At 67.4% G+C, this 17,373-nt stretch carries 12 protein-coding genes; 7 read left to right on the top strand and 5 right to left on the bottom strand.

The annotated features are described in order from the left end of the window. Positions 1-132: 132 nt before the first annotated feature. From ACEN9O_RS05430 to ACEN9O_RS05405, 6 genes are all read left to right on the top strand, one after another. Positions 133-1,779 (top strand): M28 family metallopeptidase, encoded by a 1,647-nt coding sequence (locus ACEN9O_RS05430; RefSeq protein ID WP_495618428.1) that lies wholly within the window; start codon positions 133-135, stop codon positions 1,777-1,779. A 100-nt stretch (positions 1,780-1,879) separates the two neighbouring features. Then, positions 1,880-4,654, top strand: a complete 2,775-nt coding sequence (locus ACEN9O_RS05425) for a M16 family metallopeptidase (RefSeq protein ID WP_495616605.1) — start codon at positions 1,880-1,882, stop codon at positions 4,652-4,654. 145 nt (positions 4,655-4,799) lie between these two features. Then, positions 4,800-5,669, top strand: a complete 870-nt coding sequence (locus ACEN9O_RS05420) for a Tll0287-like domain-containing protein (RefSeq protein ID WP_495616604.1) — start codon at positions 4,800-4,802, stop codon at positions 5,667-5,669. 9 nt (positions 5,670-5,678) lie between these two features. Continuing rightward, positions 5,679-6,368 (top strand): toll/interleukin-1 receptor domain-containing protein, encoded by a 690-nt coding sequence (locus tag ACEN9O_RS05415; protein ID WP_495616603.1) that lies wholly within the window; start codon positions 5,679-5,681, stop codon positions 6,366-6,368. After that, complete coding sequence (locus tag ACEN9O_RS05410; protein ID WP_495616602.1) at positions 6,358-8,412, top strand: hypothetical protein; 2,055 nt, start codon at positions 6,358-6,360, stop codon at positions 8,410-8,412. Before ACEN9O_RS05415 ends, ACEN9O_RS05410 begins: the two co-directional genes overlap by 11 nt. A gap of 121 nt (positions 8,413-8,533) precedes the next feature. Then, positions 8,534-10,054, top strand: a complete 1,521-nt coding sequence (locus ACEN9O_RS05405; protein WP_495616601.1) for a family 43 glycosylhydrolase — start codon at positions 8,534-8,536, stop codon at positions 10,052-10,054. A 7-nt stretch (positions 10,055-10,061) separates the two neighbouring features. On the opposite strand, the gene trhP is transcribed toward ACEN9O_RS05405, so the two are convergent. From trhP to ACEN9O_RS05380, 5 genes are all read right to left on the bottom strand, one after another. Beyond that, complete coding sequence (gene trhP, locus ACEN9O_RS05400; protein WP_495616600.1) at positions 10,062-11,420, bottom strand: prephenate-dependent tRNA uridine(34) hydroxylase TrhP; 1,359 nt, start codon at positions 11,418-11,420, stop codon at positions 10,062-10,064. Between the two features lie 150 nt (positions 11,421-11,570). Continuing rightward, on the bottom strand, positions 11,571-14,249 hold the full coding sequence (locus tag ACEN9O_RS05395) for a bifunctional acetate--CoA ligase family protein/GNAT family N-acetyltransferase (protein WP_495616599.1): 2,679 nt from the start codon (positions 14,247-14,249) through the stop codon (positions 11,571-11,573). 19 nt (positions 14,250-14,268) lie between these two features. Next, entirely contained in the window at positions 14,269-15,198 is a 930-nt protein-coding gene (locus ACEN9O_RS05390) for a histone deacetylase family protein (RefSeq protein WP_495616598.1), read from the bottom strand. Positions 15,199-15,298: 100 nt separating this feature from the next. Next, entirely contained in the window at positions 15,299-16,009 is a 711-nt protein-coding gene (locus ACEN9O_RS05385; RefSeq protein WP_495616597.1) for a DUF4386 domain-containing protein, read from the bottom strand. A 92-nt stretch (positions 16,010-16,101) separates the two neighbouring features. Beyond that, entirely contained in the window at positions 16,102-16,404 is a 303-nt protein-coding gene (locus tag ACEN9O_RS05380; RefSeq protein ID WP_495616596.1) for an antibiotic biosynthesis monooxygenase family protein, read from the bottom strand. A gap of 107 nt (positions 16,405-16,511) precedes the next feature. Between ACEN9O_RS05380 and ACEN9O_RS05375 the strand changes: the two genes are divergently transcribed. Further along, positions 16,512-17,366 carry a LysR family transcriptional regulator gene (locus tag ACEN9O_RS05375; RefSeq protein ID WP_495616595.1) on the top strand — a complete coding sequence of 285 codons (855 nt, stop codon included), beginning with the start codon at positions 16,512-16,514 and terminating at the stop codon, positions 17,364-17,366. The last annotated feature ends 7 nt before the right edge of the window (positions 17,367-17,373 follow it).

Below are 17,373 nucleotides of genomic sequence, written 5' to 3'. Positions count from 1 at the left end.
TCAAATTGTGTGCGGTGTGGATAAAAGGCTACGCCCGGCATGCGCCTGTCTGATTGCCCGCTAGTTGATTTCATGTCAGTATTGCCTGGCAGTTTAATTAAAATAATTTCGGAGACAGATTTGAAAAACACCATGCTCATTTGTTCGCTGGTCGCCGCCGCTACCGCACAGGCAGCCAGCGTTCCGGAGTTCGATGCCAGGCATTTGTCGCAAGACGTCAAAGTGCTGGCGTCGGATGAATACGAGGGCCGCGGCCCGAATACGGCCGGCGAAACCAAAACCGTCAACTACCTGATCGAGCAATTCAAGGCCGCCGGTCTGCAGCCGGCCGGCGACCTGCTCAAAGGCCAGAAGACCCAGCGCAGCTGGACCCAGGATGTGCCGCTGGGCCGCTTTGAAATCAAGGGCCCGGTCAAGCTGGTGATCAGCAACGGCGACACCCGGCAGGAACTCAAGCAGGGCGACGACATGGCCGTGCGCGCCGCCATGAACGGCAGCAAGCAGGTCGACTTCCGCAACGCGCCGCTGGTGTTCGTCGGTTACGGCGTCAACGCGCCGGAGCGCAAGTGGGACGACTTCAAGGGCTTCGACCTGCGCGGCAAGCTGGCCGTGGTGCTGATCAACGATCCCGATTTCGAGACCGGCGTCGGCGACTTCGGCGGCAAGGCCATGACCTACTACGGCCGCTGGACCTACAAGTATGAAGAGATGGCGCGCCGCGGCGCGCTGGGCACCATCATCGTGCACGAGACCGCGCCGGCGTCCTACGGCTGGGCCACGGTGAAGAACTCCAACACCAACGTCATGTACGACATCGTGCGCAAGCAGCCCGCGTTGGCGCACGCGCCGATGGAAGCGTGGATACAGCGCGACCTGGCGGTCGACCTGTTCAAGCGCGGCGGCCAGGACTTCGAGGCGCTCAAGAAGCTGGCGCAGACCCGCAACTTCAAGCCGGTGCAGCTGAAGGGCGTCAACCTCAGCGCCAGCTACGCGGTCGACGCGCAGACCATCGTGTCGAAGAACGTGGCCGGCCGCGTGATCGGCAGCAGCGCGCCGGAGCAGACCGTGATCTACAGCGCGCACTGGGACCACCTGGGCGTCGGCCTGCCGGACGCCAAGGGCGACAAGATCTACAACGGCGCGATCGACAACGCCACCGGCATCGCCGCCTTGCTGGAACTGGCGCGCGCCTACGGCAAGGCGCCGGCGCCGCAGCGCAGCGTGGTGTTCCTGGCGGTGACGGCCGAAGAGAAGGGCTTGCTCGGCTCCGAGTACTACGCCGCCTATCCGCTGTATCCGCTGGCCGAGACGGCCGGGGTGATCAACATGGATGCGCTCAGCCCTTACGGCCCTGCGCGCAACTTCACCATCTCCGGCAGCGCCAAGCTGGACCTGCTGGACCAGCTGATCGCCAAGGCCAGGCAGATGGACATGGCGTACGCGCCCGATCCGAAACCGGAAGCGGGCCACTTCTTCCGCTCCGACCACTTCTCGTTCGCCAAGCGCGGCGTGCCGGCGATTTCCTTCGGCTCCGGCGACGACTGGGTCGACGGCGGCCTGGCGGCCGGCCGCAAGGCGGAAGAGGACTACAACACCAACAACTACCACCAGCCGTCGGACGAGTGGAATGCCGCCTGGCCGTTCACCGGCATGGCGCACGACCTCGGCCTGTTGTACGGACTGGGCCGCGACCTGGCCGATTCCAGCGCCTGGCCCAACTGGGCGCAGGACGCCGAATTCCGCGCCACCCGCGACGCCAGCTCGGCCAAGCGCAAATAGTCGCCAATTTAATTAAAAAGCAATAGAATGCTTGCGCACCCGCTTGAATGCCGGTGCGCTTTTTTTTTGCAGCCTGCTTTCCCTACCAAGGAGATTCCGCATGACCCTGTCACTACGCCGCACCATCCTCGCGGCTTCGATAGCGCTGTTGTCCACCGGCGCCGCGCTGCACGCCGCCGAGCCGGCCAAGTCCGCCAAAACCGATATCGCCATCCCCGATATCCCGTACACCAAGTTCGTGCTGAAGAACGGCCTCACCGTGCTGGTCCATGAAGACCACAAGACGCCGGTGGTGGCGGTCAACACCTGGTACCACGTCGGCTCCAAGAACGAGAAGGCCGGCAAGACCGGCTTCGCCCACCTGTTCGAACACCTGATGTTCAGCGGCAGCGACCACTTCAACCAGGGCACTTTCATCAACGCCATGGAGCGCATCGGCGCGACCAACCTGAACGGCACCACCAACACCGACCGCACCAACTATTTCGAGAACGTGCCGACCTCGATGCTGGACTACACGCTGTTCGCCGAGAGCGACCGCATGGGCCACCTGCTCGGCGTGCTGGACCAGAAGAAGCTGGACCTGCAGCGCGGCGTGGTGCAGAACGAAAAGCGCCAGGGCGAGAACCAGCCCTACGGCGTGACGCGCCAGCTGCTGACGGAAAACACCTGGCCGGCCGGCCATCCGTATTCGTGGACCGTGATCGGCTCGATGAAGGACCTGGACGCGGCCTCGATGAGCGATGTGCAGGAATGGTTCAAGACCAACTACGGTCCCAACAATGTGACCCTGGTGCTGGCCGGCGACATCACGCCGGAACAGGCTCGCGAGAAGGTCGAGAAATACTACGGCGAGATCCCGGCCGGCCCGCCGCTGGCCAAGCATGAGGCGTGGATCGCCAAGCGCACCGGCACCCATCGCGGCACCGTGCAGGACCGCGTGCCGCAGGCGCGCATCTACCGCGTGTGGAACGTGCCGGGCGCGAACACCGCCAACGAACCGCTGCTGGACCTGGCTGCCCGCGTGCTGGGCGGCGGCAAGACCTCGCGCTTCTACAAGCGCCTGGTGTACAAGGACCAGCTGGCCACCAGCGCCAGTGCCAGCAACTACTCGTCGGAAATCGCCGGCCAGTTCATGCTGGTGCTGACCGCGCGTCCCGGCGCCGACAGCCACAAGCTGGAACAGGCCGCCGACGAAGAGCTGCGCGCGCTGATGAAGTCCGGCCCCACGGCGGCCGAGCTGGAGCTGGCCAAGACCGGCATCCTGGCCGACTTCAGCCGCATTGTCGAACGGGTCGGCGGCTTCGGCGGCAAGAGCGACATGCTGGCCACCTGCGCCACCTACACCGGCAACCCCGACTGCTACAAGGATTACCTGAAGGCGGTCAAGGCCGCCACGCCGGCCGCCATCAAGCAGGCCATGAACGAATGGCTGGCCGACGGTGACTACGTGCTGGATGTGCAGCCGTTCCCGACCAACCTGTCCGCCACCGCCAAGCTGGACCGCAGCGCGCCGCCGGCGCTGGGCCAGCCTGAATCGCTGAAGCTGCCGCCGATGCAGAGCGCCACGCTGTCCAACGGCCTGAAGGTGGTGCTGGCCGAGCGCCACAGCGCGCCGGTGGTCAACCTGTCGATGATGGTCGATGCCGGCTATGCCTCCGATTCGCAGGACATGCCCGGCCTGGCCAGCCTGTCGCTGCGCATGCTGGAGGAGGGCACGCCGGCGCGCGGCTCGCTGAAGATCAGCGAAGAGTTCGAGGCGCTGGGCGCCGAGTACTCCGCCTACAGCAACCTGGACGGCGCCTTCGTCCAGCTCAACGCGCTCAAGGCCACGCTGCCGAAGGCGCTGGACGTGTACGCCGACGTGCTGCTGCATCCGGCCTACGCCCAGAACGAGCTGGAGCGCCTGAAGAAGGACCAGCTGGCGTCGATCGCGCGCGAGAAGTCCAATCCGCAATTGATGGCGCTGCGCGTGATGCCGAGCCTGATCTACGGCCAGGGCCACGCCTACAGCCTGCCGTTGACCGGCAGCGGCACCGAGGCGGCCGTGGCGCGCATCAGCCGCGACGACCTGGTCAAGTACCACCAGACCTGGTTCAAGCCCAACAACGCCACCCTGCTGGTGGTGGGCGACACCACGCTGGCCGAGATCACGCCGCTGCTGGAAAAAACCTTCGGCGGCTGGAAGGCTGGCGCGGTGCCGAAGAAGAACGTGGCCCAGGTCGCGCCGGCCGACAAGCCGGTGGTCTACCTGATGGACAAGCCGGGCGCGCTGCAAAGCGTGATCTACGCCGCGCAGCTGGCGCCGCCACGCAATGCGCCGGAGGCGGTGCCGCTGCAGGTGGTCAACAACATCTTCGGCGGCAGCTTCAGCTCGCGCATCAATATGAACCTGCGTGAGGACAAGCACTGGTCGTATGGCGTGAGCGCCGGTCTGCAGCCGGCGGTGGGCCAGCGCCTGTACCTGAGCACCTCGCCGGTGCAAACCGACAAGACCGGCGCGGCCTTGCAGGAACTGGTGCAGGAATACGCCAACATCGCCGGCGCCAAGCCCATCACCGCGGCCGAGCTGAGCAGCGCACAGGAAAACGAAACCCTGCGCCTGCCGGGTTCGTTCGAGACGTCGGGCCAGCTGGCCGGCGCCTACAGCGCCATCCTGCAATACAAGCTGCCGGCCGACTACTTCAACACCTTCACCGGCACCGTGCTGGCGATGACGCCGGAGCAGGCCAACGCGCTGGCGGCGCGCACCATCACGCCGGGCAAGCTGACCTGGCTGGTGGTCGGCGACCTGAGCAAGGTGGAAGCCGGCGTGCGTGCGCTGAACCTGGGCGAGGTGCGCAAGATCGACGCCGACGGCCATCCGGTGCAGTAAGGCCTAGTCCGGCAAAAAAGCCCGCCGGCGTTGCTGCGGCGGGCTTTTTTACGCTTGCGGGGGAAGCAAGGGGCGGGAATATTTATTGATTTATGTTACGATAATTGAAAAATTTATGTAAATATATCCAACGGGCAAGCAAGTCATGAAACTGCTGTACAAATTCAATTTGGTGCTGCTGCTGATATTCGGGCTGGGCTGGTTTGCCACGGCCAGCATGATGGGCAGTGTGCTGCGCGACAATGCCCGGCGCGAAGTGCTGGCCCATGCCAGCCTGATGATGGACGCCGCCATGGCCGCCCGCAACTACACCACCAACGAGGTCAAGCCGCTGCTGGTCGAACAATTGAAAACGACCTTCCTGCCGCAGTCGGTGCCGTCCTACGCCGCCACGCAAAGCTTTAGCAAGCTGCACCAGACCCATCCGGATTTCAGTTACAAGGAAGCCGTGCTCAACCCGACCAACCCGCGCGACCGCGTGGTCGACTGGGAGGCCGACGTGGTCCAGCAGTTCCGCGACAACACCGAGCTCAAGGAAGTGGTCGGCGACCGCCAGACCGCGTCCGGCCCGTCGGTCTACCTGGCGCGGCCGATCCGCATCACCGACGGCCGCTGCCTGGCCTGCCACAGCACGCCGGACGCCGCGCCGGCCACCATGAAGGCGCTGTACGGCGTCAACAACGGCTTCGGCTGGAAGCTGGGCGAGGCCATCGGCAGCCAGATCGTCTCGGTGCCGCTGGCGGTGCCGCAGCGCGCGGCCGACCGCGCCTACTCGCTGATCATGGGCGGCATGGCGCTGACCTTCGCCGCCATCCTGCTGGCCGTGAACCTGCTGTTCTACCTGCTGGTGCTGCGGCCGATGGGCCACATCAGCCGCATCGCCGACGCGATCAGCGCCGGCCAGCTCGATGTGGAGGAATTCAATGTGCGCGGCAAGGATGAAATCGCGACGCTCAGCAACGCCTTCAACCGCATGCGCCGCAGCCTGGAAAAGGCCATGGCCTTGCTGGCCTGAGCGATAGCCATGGGTGTGGACGTCTTCCTCAGTCATTCGCACGTCGACAAGGTCTTTGCCGACGCCATCTGCCATCGCCTGGAGGCGGCCGACATCCGCTGCTGGGTGGCGCCGCGCGACATCCGTCCCGGCGACGACTGGGCCGAGGCCATCATCGACGCCATGGACCAGGCCAAGATGCTGGTGCTGATCTTTTCCTCCAGCTCCAACAGCTCGCCGCAGGTGCGGCGCGAAGTCGAGCGCGCGGTCAACAAGGGCTTGATGGTGCTGCCGTTCCGCATCGAGAACGTGCCGCTGTCGAAAAGCCTGGAGTACTTCATCAGCACCCAGCACTGGCTGGACGCCATCACCGGCGATCTCGAAGTCCATCTGGATGAGCTGCGCCATTGTGTGTCGGTACTGCTCGAACGCATGCCGCCGGCCGCCGAGCCGGCCCCGGCGCCGGCTCCAGTCACAATCACAATCCCGGCCCCGGCCGCACCGCCCGTCGCGGCGGCGCCGGCCAGCGACATCGCGGCGGAGCAGCTGACCGCGATCGAGCGCGCGCTGGCGCAGGAACTGGGGCCGATCGCCCGTCATTTGCTGAAGCGCGCGCTGCTGGCCGGCCCGACCCGGAGCGAACTGGTGGCGACGCTGGCGCAGGAGATCGACAGCGCCAAAGAACGCCAGCGCTTCATCGCCCGCTGCCATGCAGCCTGAGGCCGCGTCGCCCTACGCCTTGCCCTTCGTGGTGGCCGTCTCCGGCCACCGCGACCTGCACCCGGACGATATGGCGGCGGTGGCCGAACACCTGTTCCAGACCCTCGAACTGATCGCCGCGGCCTTGCCGCACACGCCCATCCATTGCCTGTCGCCGTTGGCCGACGGCGCCGACCAGCTGTTTGCCGCCCAGGTGCTCCGCTTGCAGCGCCTGTGCGCCGAGCGCGAGGGCGGCGCCCGTCGCATCGAACTGGTGGTGCCGCTGCCGATGCCGTTCGACGCCTACTGCCGCGAGCAGGCCGGCGGCGAGGACGCGGCGCGGCGCGATCCGCAGCGGTTCGACGCCGAGCGCCTGGCCTTCAGCGCCCGCTTCCAGCACTACAGCGCGCAGGCCGGCAAGCTGTACGTGATACCGCAGCCGCCGGCCGCGACCCTGCTGGGCGAGCCGCTGGCACCGGCCGAAGCGGCCTACGCGCAGCTGACGCGCTATCTCGGCATCCATGCCCAGCTGCTGCTGGCCGTGTGGGATGGCCAGAGCGGCGGCGAGCACTTCCCGCGCCGTCCCGGCGGCACGCTCGACCTGGTGCACGCGCTGGCGACCGGCGTCGAGCGCAACCAGCACCGGCGCAGCCGCCACCGTTTCGCCGAACCGGCGCGCGGCAACCTGTTGCACATCTACAGCCGGCGCGCGCAGCCGTCGTCGGACGGCTTGCCGGCAGCCGCGTCGCTGGGCGCGGCGCGGCTGCTGCGCGACGGCGCGCTGGACGGCGAGGCGGTGGCCTACTGGCTCGCGCCGCAGCCGGAATGGCCGGGTGTGCAGGCGCCGCCGATGGACTGGTGGTTGCGCGCGCCGATCCGCGCCTGCGAGAGCTGGGCCGAGCACCGAGCCTGGCGCGGCGTGGTGACGCAGACCCAGCACCGGCTGGGCCGCGCGCTCGACGCGCCGGCCCTGGCCGTGCTGTACCGCGCGCAGGCGGCCGGGCGCGAGATCGAGCTGCTGAACCGGATGCACAGCCAGGCGCTGTCGGCCAGCGACGCCAGCGCCGCGCACCGCTACGCCCGCAGCCTGGAGGCCAGCGGCGCCAGCTTCCTGGCCGGCCTGGGCCTGGACGCCGGGGCCGCCTTGCCGGCCGGCCTGGAGCAGGGCATGGCGCCGTTGCTGCAGGGGTTTCGCGTGGCCGACGTGCAAGCCGAGCGGGCCCAGCGCTGGTGGCGTTACCGCTGGCGCTTCATGGCGCTGGCCGTGATACTGGCCTCGGCCGCGCCGTCGGTGCACCAGACCAGCGCGGAGCACGGCGAACTGCTGGAGGCGGTGACGTATTCGCTGGGCGCCGTGTGCGCGGTCGGCACCTATCTGTGGGTGTCCATGTCGCGCCAGCGCAATGCCTACCTGGACTACCGGGCGCTGGCCGAGGGCTTGCGCTGCCAGATGTACTGGCTGTGCGGCGGCGAGCCGTCGCTGGTGACCGACCATTGCGCGCAACGCGCCGGCGGCGGCATGGGCTGGGTGCGGCAGGCGCTGGATGGCTGTCTGGTGGCGCCGCCGGTATCGGCCCTGTCGGCGCGCGACGTGCTGCGCGGCTGGATCGACGACCAGCGCGGCTATCTGAACGGCAGTGGCCACCGCACGCGACGGCACAAGCATGCCCGCGCCGTCGCGCTCGGCAACAACCTGCTGGTGACCGGGTTGCTGATGTCGGCGACCGCGCTGGCGACGGCGCTGATCACCGGCCGCTGCTATGCGATGCTGCTGGTGGTGCTGTTGGTCGGCATGAAGCTGGCGACCGGCGTTGGCGTGGCCTGGCTGTCGCTGGCGACCAAGATCGGCCACGGCGAGGCGCTGGCCCAGGTGGAGCAGCTGAAGAAGTTGTACGGCCGCGCCGACGCGGCGCTGGCGCACAGCGAAGCGTCGGCCTGTTCGAATGTGGAGAAAGAGCACAACGCGCGCGACCTGCTGTTCGCCCTGGGCAAGGCCGTGCTGGATGAAAACGCCAGCTGGCTGGCGGCCTACCAGCAGCGCCGCCTGAACTGGCACGGACGCTAGGCCGCCGATACCGAAGCGCATATCGACGGCGGTAAAAATGTGATTGGAGGGATTTTCATTCGCCCCGTAGCATGGAATGAAAACATAACTAGATTTGCCCCTCAAATCACCGGAGACCACCATGAAGCGCCTATTGTCCTGCCTGGCCATGCTGCTCGGCCTGACCTGTTTCGCCCTTTCCGCGCACGCCGCCATCACCATGAACACCAGCGTGCAATACCAGATCAAGAACGTCAACAGCGGCCTGGTCCTGGGCATCGACGGCGCCAGCCAGGCCGCCGGTTCCAAGGTGGTCCAGTGGGCCGACAACGGCACCGCCGACCATCTGTGGCACTTCATGCCGATGGGGAATGGCCAGTACAACATCGAGAACATGTTGACGCACCAGGTGCTGGGCGTGGCCAACGCCGGCACCGCCGACGGCGCGCAAATCGTCCAGTGGGCCGACAACGGCACCAGCGACCACCTGTGGACCATCACCCAGGCCGCCAGCGGCAACTTCCTGATCCAGAACGTCAACAGCGGCAAGTATCTGGAGGTGTTCCAGGCCAGTAACCTGAACACCGCCACCATCGACCAGTGGGCGTCGACCGGCTGCACCTGCCAGGAGTGGCAGCTGGTGAACACCAAGGTCAGTCCGTATCCGGCGCCGCGCAGCGTCAGCGGCGAGGGCATCTTTGTCCACGATCCCTACATGCTGCGTGACGCCGGCGGCAAGTACTGGCTCTACGGCAGCCACCAGACGCTGGCCACCTCGACCGACCTCACCACCTTCACGCCTTACACCAACTGCACCACCACCCAGATGGGCGGCTACGCGCCGAACTGCCCGCCGATCGGGCCGGACTTCAGTTCCTGGAGCGGCCTGCAGACGCCGAAGGGATGGAACAACGGCGCCAACACCGATATCTGGGCGCCCAGCCTGCTGCTGGCGAACGGCACGTATTACCAGTACTACTCGATCCCCTACCTGCCGAGTTCGGGCGCCGAGGCGGTGATCGGCGTCGCCACCAGCAGCGCGCCGCAAGGGCCGTGGACCGACCGCGGCTTCGTCACCAAATCCTGGACCAGCACCAGCACGCCGCCGCCCGGCTTCACCGCCACCACCGACAACGCGATCGATCCGGCGCCGTTCACCGACGCCAGCGGCAACTGGTGGATGGCCTGGGGCTCGTGGACCGACGGCACCCATCTGATGCAGCTCAATCCCGCCACCGGCCTGCAGTCCACCACCAACACCACGGTGTACACGCTGGCGCGCCGGGGCTCGCCGACCTCGGCCGAGGAAGGCCCGTTCATCTACTACTACAACGGCTTTTACTATTATTTCGCGCCGATCAATGCCTGCTGCAGCAGCACCTCGCCGTACCGCACCATCGTCGGCCGCTCGACCAGCGTGACAGGACCGTACGTGGACCGCGGCGGCGTCGCGCTGACCGCCGGCGGCGGCACCATCCTGCTCAGCACCCACGGCAACGTCATCGGCCCTGGCGGCGGCAGCGTGTTCACCGACGCCGGCCACAGCAACCGGCCGACCTTTGTCTACCACTACTACGACGGCAACAACAACGGCCGGCCCACGCTGGGCATCAACCCGCTTGGCTTCACCGCCGACGGTTGGCCGTATGTGATGGCGAACTAGGCGCAGGCTACAGGTAGCGCGCCAGCAGCGCGCGGTCCAGCGCCGGGTCCAGCTCGATGCGCACTACGTGGCCGCTGCCCGGCGCCACGGTGATCTCGGAGCCGTCGTCGGCGCGCATGCGCGCCAGCGTCAGGTCGCGGTTGCCGCCGGGGTGGATCACCTCGATGCGGTCGCCGACCGCGAAGCGGTTCTTGACGTCCACCCTGGCCCAGCCGTCCTCGACGCCCAGCACGTCGCCGACGTACTGGCTGCGCTCGGCCTCCGAGGCGCCGCGCATATAGTTCTGGTGCGCCTGGGTGTGGTGGCGCTGGTAGAAGCCGTCGGTGTAGCCGCGGTTGGCCAGACCCTGCAACTGGCCCAGCAGGGCGATGTCGAACGGCCGTCCGGCCACCGCGTCGTCGATGGCCTGGCGGTAGACCTGGGCCGTGCGCGCCGCGTAGTACAGCGACTTGGTGCGGCCCTCGACCTTGAGCGAGGTGACGCCGATCTTCACCAGCCGCTCGATGTGCTCGACCGCGCGCAAGTCCTTGGAGTTCATGATGTAGGTGCCGTGCTCGTCCTCGATGATGGGCATCAGCTGGCCCGGCCGTTCGGCCTCCTCGATCAGGTAGGGCTGGTCGGCCAGCGGGTGGCGCGGCTGTTGGTGCAGCGACGACCACGGCCGGTTGGCCTCCTCCAGCGCCTGCTGGAAATGCAGCGGGATCACCTTGGTCGGACCGAGGTCGCCGCTGGCATCCTCGGCGGCCGGCTGCACCTTGTAGTCCCAGCGGCAGGAATTGGTGCAGGTGCCCTGGTTGGGATCGCGGTGGTTGAAGTAGCCCGACAGCAGGCAGCGGCCCGAGTAGGCGATGCACAGCGCGCCGTGCACGAACACCTCCAGCTCCATCTCCGGGCAGCGCTGGCGGATTTCCTCGATCTCGTCGAGCGACAGTTCGCGCGACAGGATCACCCGCGTCAGGCCCATGCGGTGCCAGAACTTGACGTCGGCCCAGTTGACGGCGTTGGCCTGCACCGACAGGTGGATGGGGATGTCGGGCCACTGGTCGCGCACCATCATGATCAGGCCGGGATCGGCCATGATCAGCGCGTCGGGCTTCATGGCGATCACCGGCGCCATGTCGCGCAGGTAGGTCTTGAGCTTGGCGTTGTGGGCGAAGATGTTGGAGGCGACGAAAAACTGCTTGCCGCGCGCGTGGGCGCCGTCTATGCCCTCCTGCAAGGCCTGCAGCGTGGAGAAATCGTTGTTGCGCACGCGCAGGCTGTAGCGCGGCTGGCCGGCGTAGACGGCATCGGCGCCGAAATCGAAGGCGGCGTGCATCTTGGCCAGCGAGCCGGCGGGGAGGAGGAGTTCGGGAGCGTGGAGCATGGCGGATGGGCAAAAGCCAGGCAGTCTAGGAGCCCTGCCGCGAAATTTCCTTGATCTATATCAAACCCCGCGTGCTTTGAACGCCATGCACGCGTTACCGCTTAGGGGTCGGACCCCGTACGGGGTCCGACCCCGCCTGGCCGTGCGGGGTCACAGCGACTTGCTGCACAGCTTGAAGTCCGGGTCCTCGTCATAGGGGCGGATCCGGAAGCCCAGGCTGGCCATCAGCTTGAGCATGCCGCTGTTCTTGCACAGCACCAGGCCGTCGATCTCGCTCAAGCCCTTGTCGCGCGCCACGTCCATGATGCCCAGCATCAGCCGCGTGCCCAGCCCCTGGCCGCTGTAGCGGTCGTCCACCAGCAGCGAGAACTCGCAGCTGCTGTGGTCGGGATTGGCGATGTAGCGCGACACGCCGATGATGCTGTCGGTCTCGACGAAGTCGCCGTCCGGCCCCGGCGCGCGCTGGGTCAGCACCGCCACCAGCGCCATCTCGCGGTCGTAGTCGATCAGCGTGTAGCGCGCCAGCATCGGCACCGACAGCTCGCGCAGCGAGGAGGCGAAGCGGTAGTAGCGCGACTTCTCCGACAGCCCGCGCACCAGCTCCTGCAGCATCGAGGCGTCGTCCGGCTGCACCGGGCGCAGCGTGTACTGGCCGCCGCCGCGCATCGGCCACTCCTGCGTGTAGCTGGACGGGTAGGGCAGGATGGCCAGGTGGTCGTAGTCGCGCGCCGACGGCGGCGCGCTGTCGATCACGATGCGGGCGTCGACCGCCAGCGCGCCGTGTTCGTCGACGATCAGCGGGTTGATGTCCATCTCGCGCAGCTGCGGCAGCTCGCACACCATCTCCGACACCCGCAGCAGCATCTGCTCGACCGCCTCGCGTTGCGCCGGCGGCGCGCCGCGCCATTCGCCCAGCATGCCGGCCGAGCGCACCCGGCCGATCAGGCGCTGCGCCAGGAACAGGTTGAGCGGCGGCAGCTCCACAGCGCGGTCGTCGATCAGCTCGATCATCGTGCCGCCGGCGCCAAAGGTGATGGCCGGGCCGAACAGCTGGTCGGTGACGACGCCGATGTACAGCTCGCGGCCGTGGCGCTTGCCGGCCATCTTCTGCACCGTGACGCCGTTGATGCGCGCCTGCGGCAGCAGGCGGCGCACGGTGGCCATCATGTCGCCGTAGGCGTCGCGCACGGCGGCGGCGTTGAGCAGGTTGAGCACCACGCCCTGCACGTCGGACTTGTGGGCGATGTCGGGCGAATCGATCTTCAGCGCCACCGGGTAGCCCAGCTGACTGGAGATCAGCATCGCCTCGGCGGCGCTGCGCGCCAGGATGGTCTGCGTGATCGGGATGTGGAAGGCCGCCAGCAGCGCCTTCGATTCCATTTCGGTGAGCACCTTGCGGCGCTCGGCCAGCACGCCCTCGATCAGCAGGCGGGCGCCGTCCAGGTCCGGCTGGGCCAGCTGCGACAGCGGCGGCGGGGTCTGGTGCAGCAGCTGCTGGTTCTGGTAGAACGAGGCGATGTTGGAGAAACCGTCGACCGCCGCCTCCGGCGTGCGGAAGGTGGCCACGCCGGCGGCGTTGAGCAGCCGGCGCGCCTCGGCCACCTGGCGTTCGCCCATCCAGCAGGTCAGCAGCGGCTTGCCGAGGCTGGCGTTGAGGGCGCCCACCGCCTGCGCCACCGCGGCCGGATCGCCGCCCAGCTTGGGGGAGTAGATCACCAGCACGCCGTCCACCTGGTGATCGTGGCCGCAGGCCTGGACCGCGGCGCGGAAGGCGTCGGCGTTGGCCTCCTCGCTCAGGTCGAGCAGGTTGGCCAGCGTGGCGTGCGGCGGCAGCGACGGCGCCAGCGCCCGCGCGCCCGCTTCCGACAGCGTCGCCAGTTGCAGGCCCAGCTCGGCGATCCAGTCGGCCGCCAGCACGCCGGGGCCGCCGCCGTTGGTGACCACGGCCAGGCGCGGGCCCACCGGGCGGTAGCGCGAGGCCAGGCACTTGGCGGCCGAGAACAGCTGCACAAAGGTTTTCACGCGCACCGCGCCGGTGCGGCGCAGCGCGGCGTCGAACACCTCGTCGCTGGCGACGATGGCGCCGGAGTGGGTCAGCGCCGCCTGCGAGGCGGCCGCCACCTTGCCGGCCTTGAGCACCACCACCGGCTTGGTGTTGGCGGCGCCGCGCAGGGCCGACAGGAAGCGGCGGGCGTCGGTCACGCCCTCCATGTAGATGACGATGCTCTGCGTGGCCGGATCGGTGGCCAGGAAGTCCAGCGTCTGCGCCAGGTCGACCGCGGTGTTGGCGCCCAGCGAGACCACGGTGGAAAAGCCCACCGCGTTCTGGCTGCCCCAGTCGAGGATGGCCGAGGTCAGCGCGCCCGACTGCGAGATCAGCGCCAGGCTGCCCGGCTGCGCCAGCTGGCCGGCGACGCTGGCGTTGAGGTTCAGGCGCGGCCGCTGGTAGCCCAGGCAGTTCGGCCCCAGCAGGTGGATGCCGTGCTTGCGGGCGATGCCGTGCAGCTCCCTGGCCAGCGCGCCGTCGACGCCGGCCGACAGGATCAGCGCCGCGCGGCACTGGATGCGGCCGGCCACCTCCAGCGCGAAGCTCAGCTCGGCGTTGGGCAGGGCGATCAGCGCCAGGTCGGCGCGCGAGTGGGCCAGGTCGGCCAGCGTGCCGCTCATGCCGACGTCGAGGTAGGTCACCGGCCCGCTGTAGCCGCCTTGCTCGAGCTGGGCGCGGATGCCGCGGCCGTAGCTGCTCTGGCTGTCGGGCTGGTCGGCCTGGCCGGCGAACACCACGATGGATTTGGGGGAAAACAGCGGCGTCAGGTAGTGGGTTTCCATGAGGGGGATCGTGAAGTGGTTAGTCGTCCATGCCCAGCAGGACTTTGACATGGGCGGCGGCGCTGCGCGCCAGCGACGACAGCTCGTAGCCGCCCTCCAGGCAGGAGACGATGCGGCCCTGGCTGTGGCGCGCCGCGACGGCGACGATCTGTCTGGTGATCCACGCGTAGTCCGCTTCGACCAGGCCGAGGTTGCCCATGTCGTCGTCGCGGTGGCCGTCGAAGCCGGCCGAGATGAAGATCAGCTGGGGCCGGAAGCGCTCCAGCGCCGGCAGCCATTGCGCGGTCACGGCCCGGCGCATCAGCTCGCCGCCGGAGCGGGCCGGCAGCGCCACGTTGACCATGTTGGCGCCGCGCGGCGTGTTGCCGCAGTACGGGTACAGCCTGTCCTCGAAGATGGAGCACATCAGCACCCGCTCGTCGTCGCGCAGGATGTCCTCGCTGCCGTTGCCGTGGTGGACGTCGAAATCGACCAGGGCCACCCGCTCGAGCCCGTGCACATTGAGCGCGTGGCGGATGCCGACGGCGACGTTGTTGAAGAAGCAGAAGCCGCCGGCGGCCGCGTATTCGGCGTGGTGGCCGGGCGGGCGCACGTTGCAGAAGGCGGTGCCGGCCCCTTCCGTCAGCACCAGGTCGGCCGCCAGCACGGCCGCGCCGGCGGCGCGCAGCGCGGCCCGGTAGCTGTGCGGGTTCATGCTGGTGTCCGGGTCGATCTGCACCGTGCCTTCGGACGGCGACAGCGCGGCGAGGTCGTGGATGTACAGGCTGGAGTGGGCCTGCGCCAGCTGCTTTTCGGTGGCCAGCGGCGCCTCGCAGGGTTGCATGAAGTCCAGCAGGCCCTTGATCAGCAACATGTCGCTGACCGCGCCGATGCGCTCGGGACATTCGGGATGCTGGGCGCCCATGGTGTGCTTCAGGCAGTCCGGGTGCGAAATGTAGGCTGGCAGCATCGTGGCCTTGCTTGGCATAGACGAGGATAGAACGAATATAACTTGAATCGAGTGTAATGAGCCCGATCAAATGTTTCGTTGATCCACGTCAAAATCCCCGTCATGCGGCCACTGGGTTGCGCAGCGCGGCTGGCTGGCGCTGCTTCGCGCCCAGCACCAGGATCCAGAAGGCAAACGCCACCTCGCCCAGTTGGCAAGGGAAGGCCAGGTTGGCGACCAGGTCGTTGTATTGCGGCTGCAGCAGACCGGCGTAGCTCAGCGCCAGGTAGGCAAGGCCGTTGATGGTCAGCCACACCGCCAGGAAGCGCGGCAGGAAGCCGGAGCGGTACACCAGCGCCGCCAGCGGGAACAGCCACAGGCCCCAGAAGATTTCTGACGCAAACGTCATCATGCTGTGCACCCGCAGGAACAGCGTCGCCAGTCCGGCGCGCTGGGCCTGGTCGAACGCGGCCAGGAAGTCGGGGCCCTGCACCAGGATCAGGGTGGCCATGTCGTTGAGGGTGTTGAAGAAGTACAGCGGCGTGTCCATGAAGCCCAGCATCAGCATCAGCAGGGCGGTGTTCTTGTGCACGTCCCGGAACAGCCGGTACAGCGTGAACGTCAGCACCAGGCTGACGGCGCCGGTCACCAGGTCGCCAGCTATGCCCAGGCGGAACAGCAGTTCATTGCTGGCGATGCCGTGGATGGTCGCCGCGGCATCGCCGCTGACGAACAGCTTGCCGGGGATGTAGACCAGGCGCAATGGCGCGATCAGTATCACCAGCAGGTAGAAGAAACCGGCGATCCTGGCGTTTTTGCCGAGTGTGTTCATGAGCTTGCCCCTTTCAGAGTGAATTTCAGATTTCATGTGTCAACAATATCTGACATATGAAAGCCAGACAAGCTAAATTTGATATTATTTAGTCATGTTGGCGGAAACGTGCTTTCCCGCTGCAAGTGGCAAATCTTGACGCTGTACTCGGAAAAGAAGCTGCCGCGCCCCATCTTTTTGGCGGCGACATGCTCCGGGTGCGTTGCCCACGTGCGCATCGCCTGCTCGGTTTCAAACTCGACGATGGTGACGCGCTCGCCATCCTGGGCCGTAAATCCCTTGTGCGAGACATGGCCGGGGATGCCCTTGGCCAGCATGCTCATCCGGGCTGCCCATTCCTGGTACTCGGCCTGATGCTCCGGGTTCAAACGCGATCTGAAGACAACGACGATCATTTCTGGCTCCTTGAAGTGAATGTTGCAAGAATGATAGGCAGCGGCGGCAAATAAGAAAAGCGAATGATTTTGATAGAATCCATCAATTGTCTTGATGGGATGCCGGCATGGAAAACGATATCGACATTGCGCTGCTGCGCGCCTTCCTCGCGATTGCCGAAGGGGGCAGCTTCACGGCCGCTTCGCGCAGGCTGAACCTGACGCAGTCGGCGGTCAGCATGCAGATCAAGCGCCTGGAGGACATCGCCGGCGGCGCGCTGTTCGAGCGCAATTCACGCAACGTGACCCTGAACCGGCGCGGCGAACTGCTGCACAACCAGGCCCGGCGCATGGTCTCGCTCAACGATGAAACGCTGGCCCGGATGCGCGACGAATCCTTTACCGGGCTGGTGCGGGTGGGCGCCATCGAAGACTACGCCGTGCATGCCTTGCCTGGCATCCTGGCGCAGTTCATGGCGGCCCATCCGACCGTGGCGGTGGAGGTCGAGACCGGCTTCAGCCGCGCCTTGCTCGATCGCCTGGGCGATGAATTCGACATGGTGCTGGCGATGCACCCGGCGGGCGCGGCGCGCGGCGAGCCGGTACGCAGCGAGCGCGCGGTATGGCTGGGCTCACGCCGGCATGGCTGCCATGCGCAGAGCGTGCTGCCGCTGGCCCTGCATCCGCCGGGCTGCCAGTTCCGGGCGGCCGCCCTGGCGGCGCTGGACCGGGCCGGGCGGCGCTGGCGCCTCGCCTACATGTCGCAGAGCCTGGGCGCCATCGACGGCGCGGTCGAGGCGGGGCTGGCCGTCACGGTGGGCAAGGCGGGATTCCAGGCCCCGGGCCTGGACATCCTGGGCGAGGCCGACGGCCTGCCGCCGTTGCCGTCGTTCGAGATCGCCCTGCATCGCGCGCCGCGCCGCGACAACGCCGGCGCGAACGCGCTGGCCGCGCTGTTGCTCGCGCGCTTGGCATCGGCATGAGAGCGGG

Source organism: Duganella sp. Dugasp78, from assembly GCF_059491455.1.
Note: the sequence above shows the minus strand (reverse complement) of the source record. Positions and strands in the feature narration are given on the sequence as shown.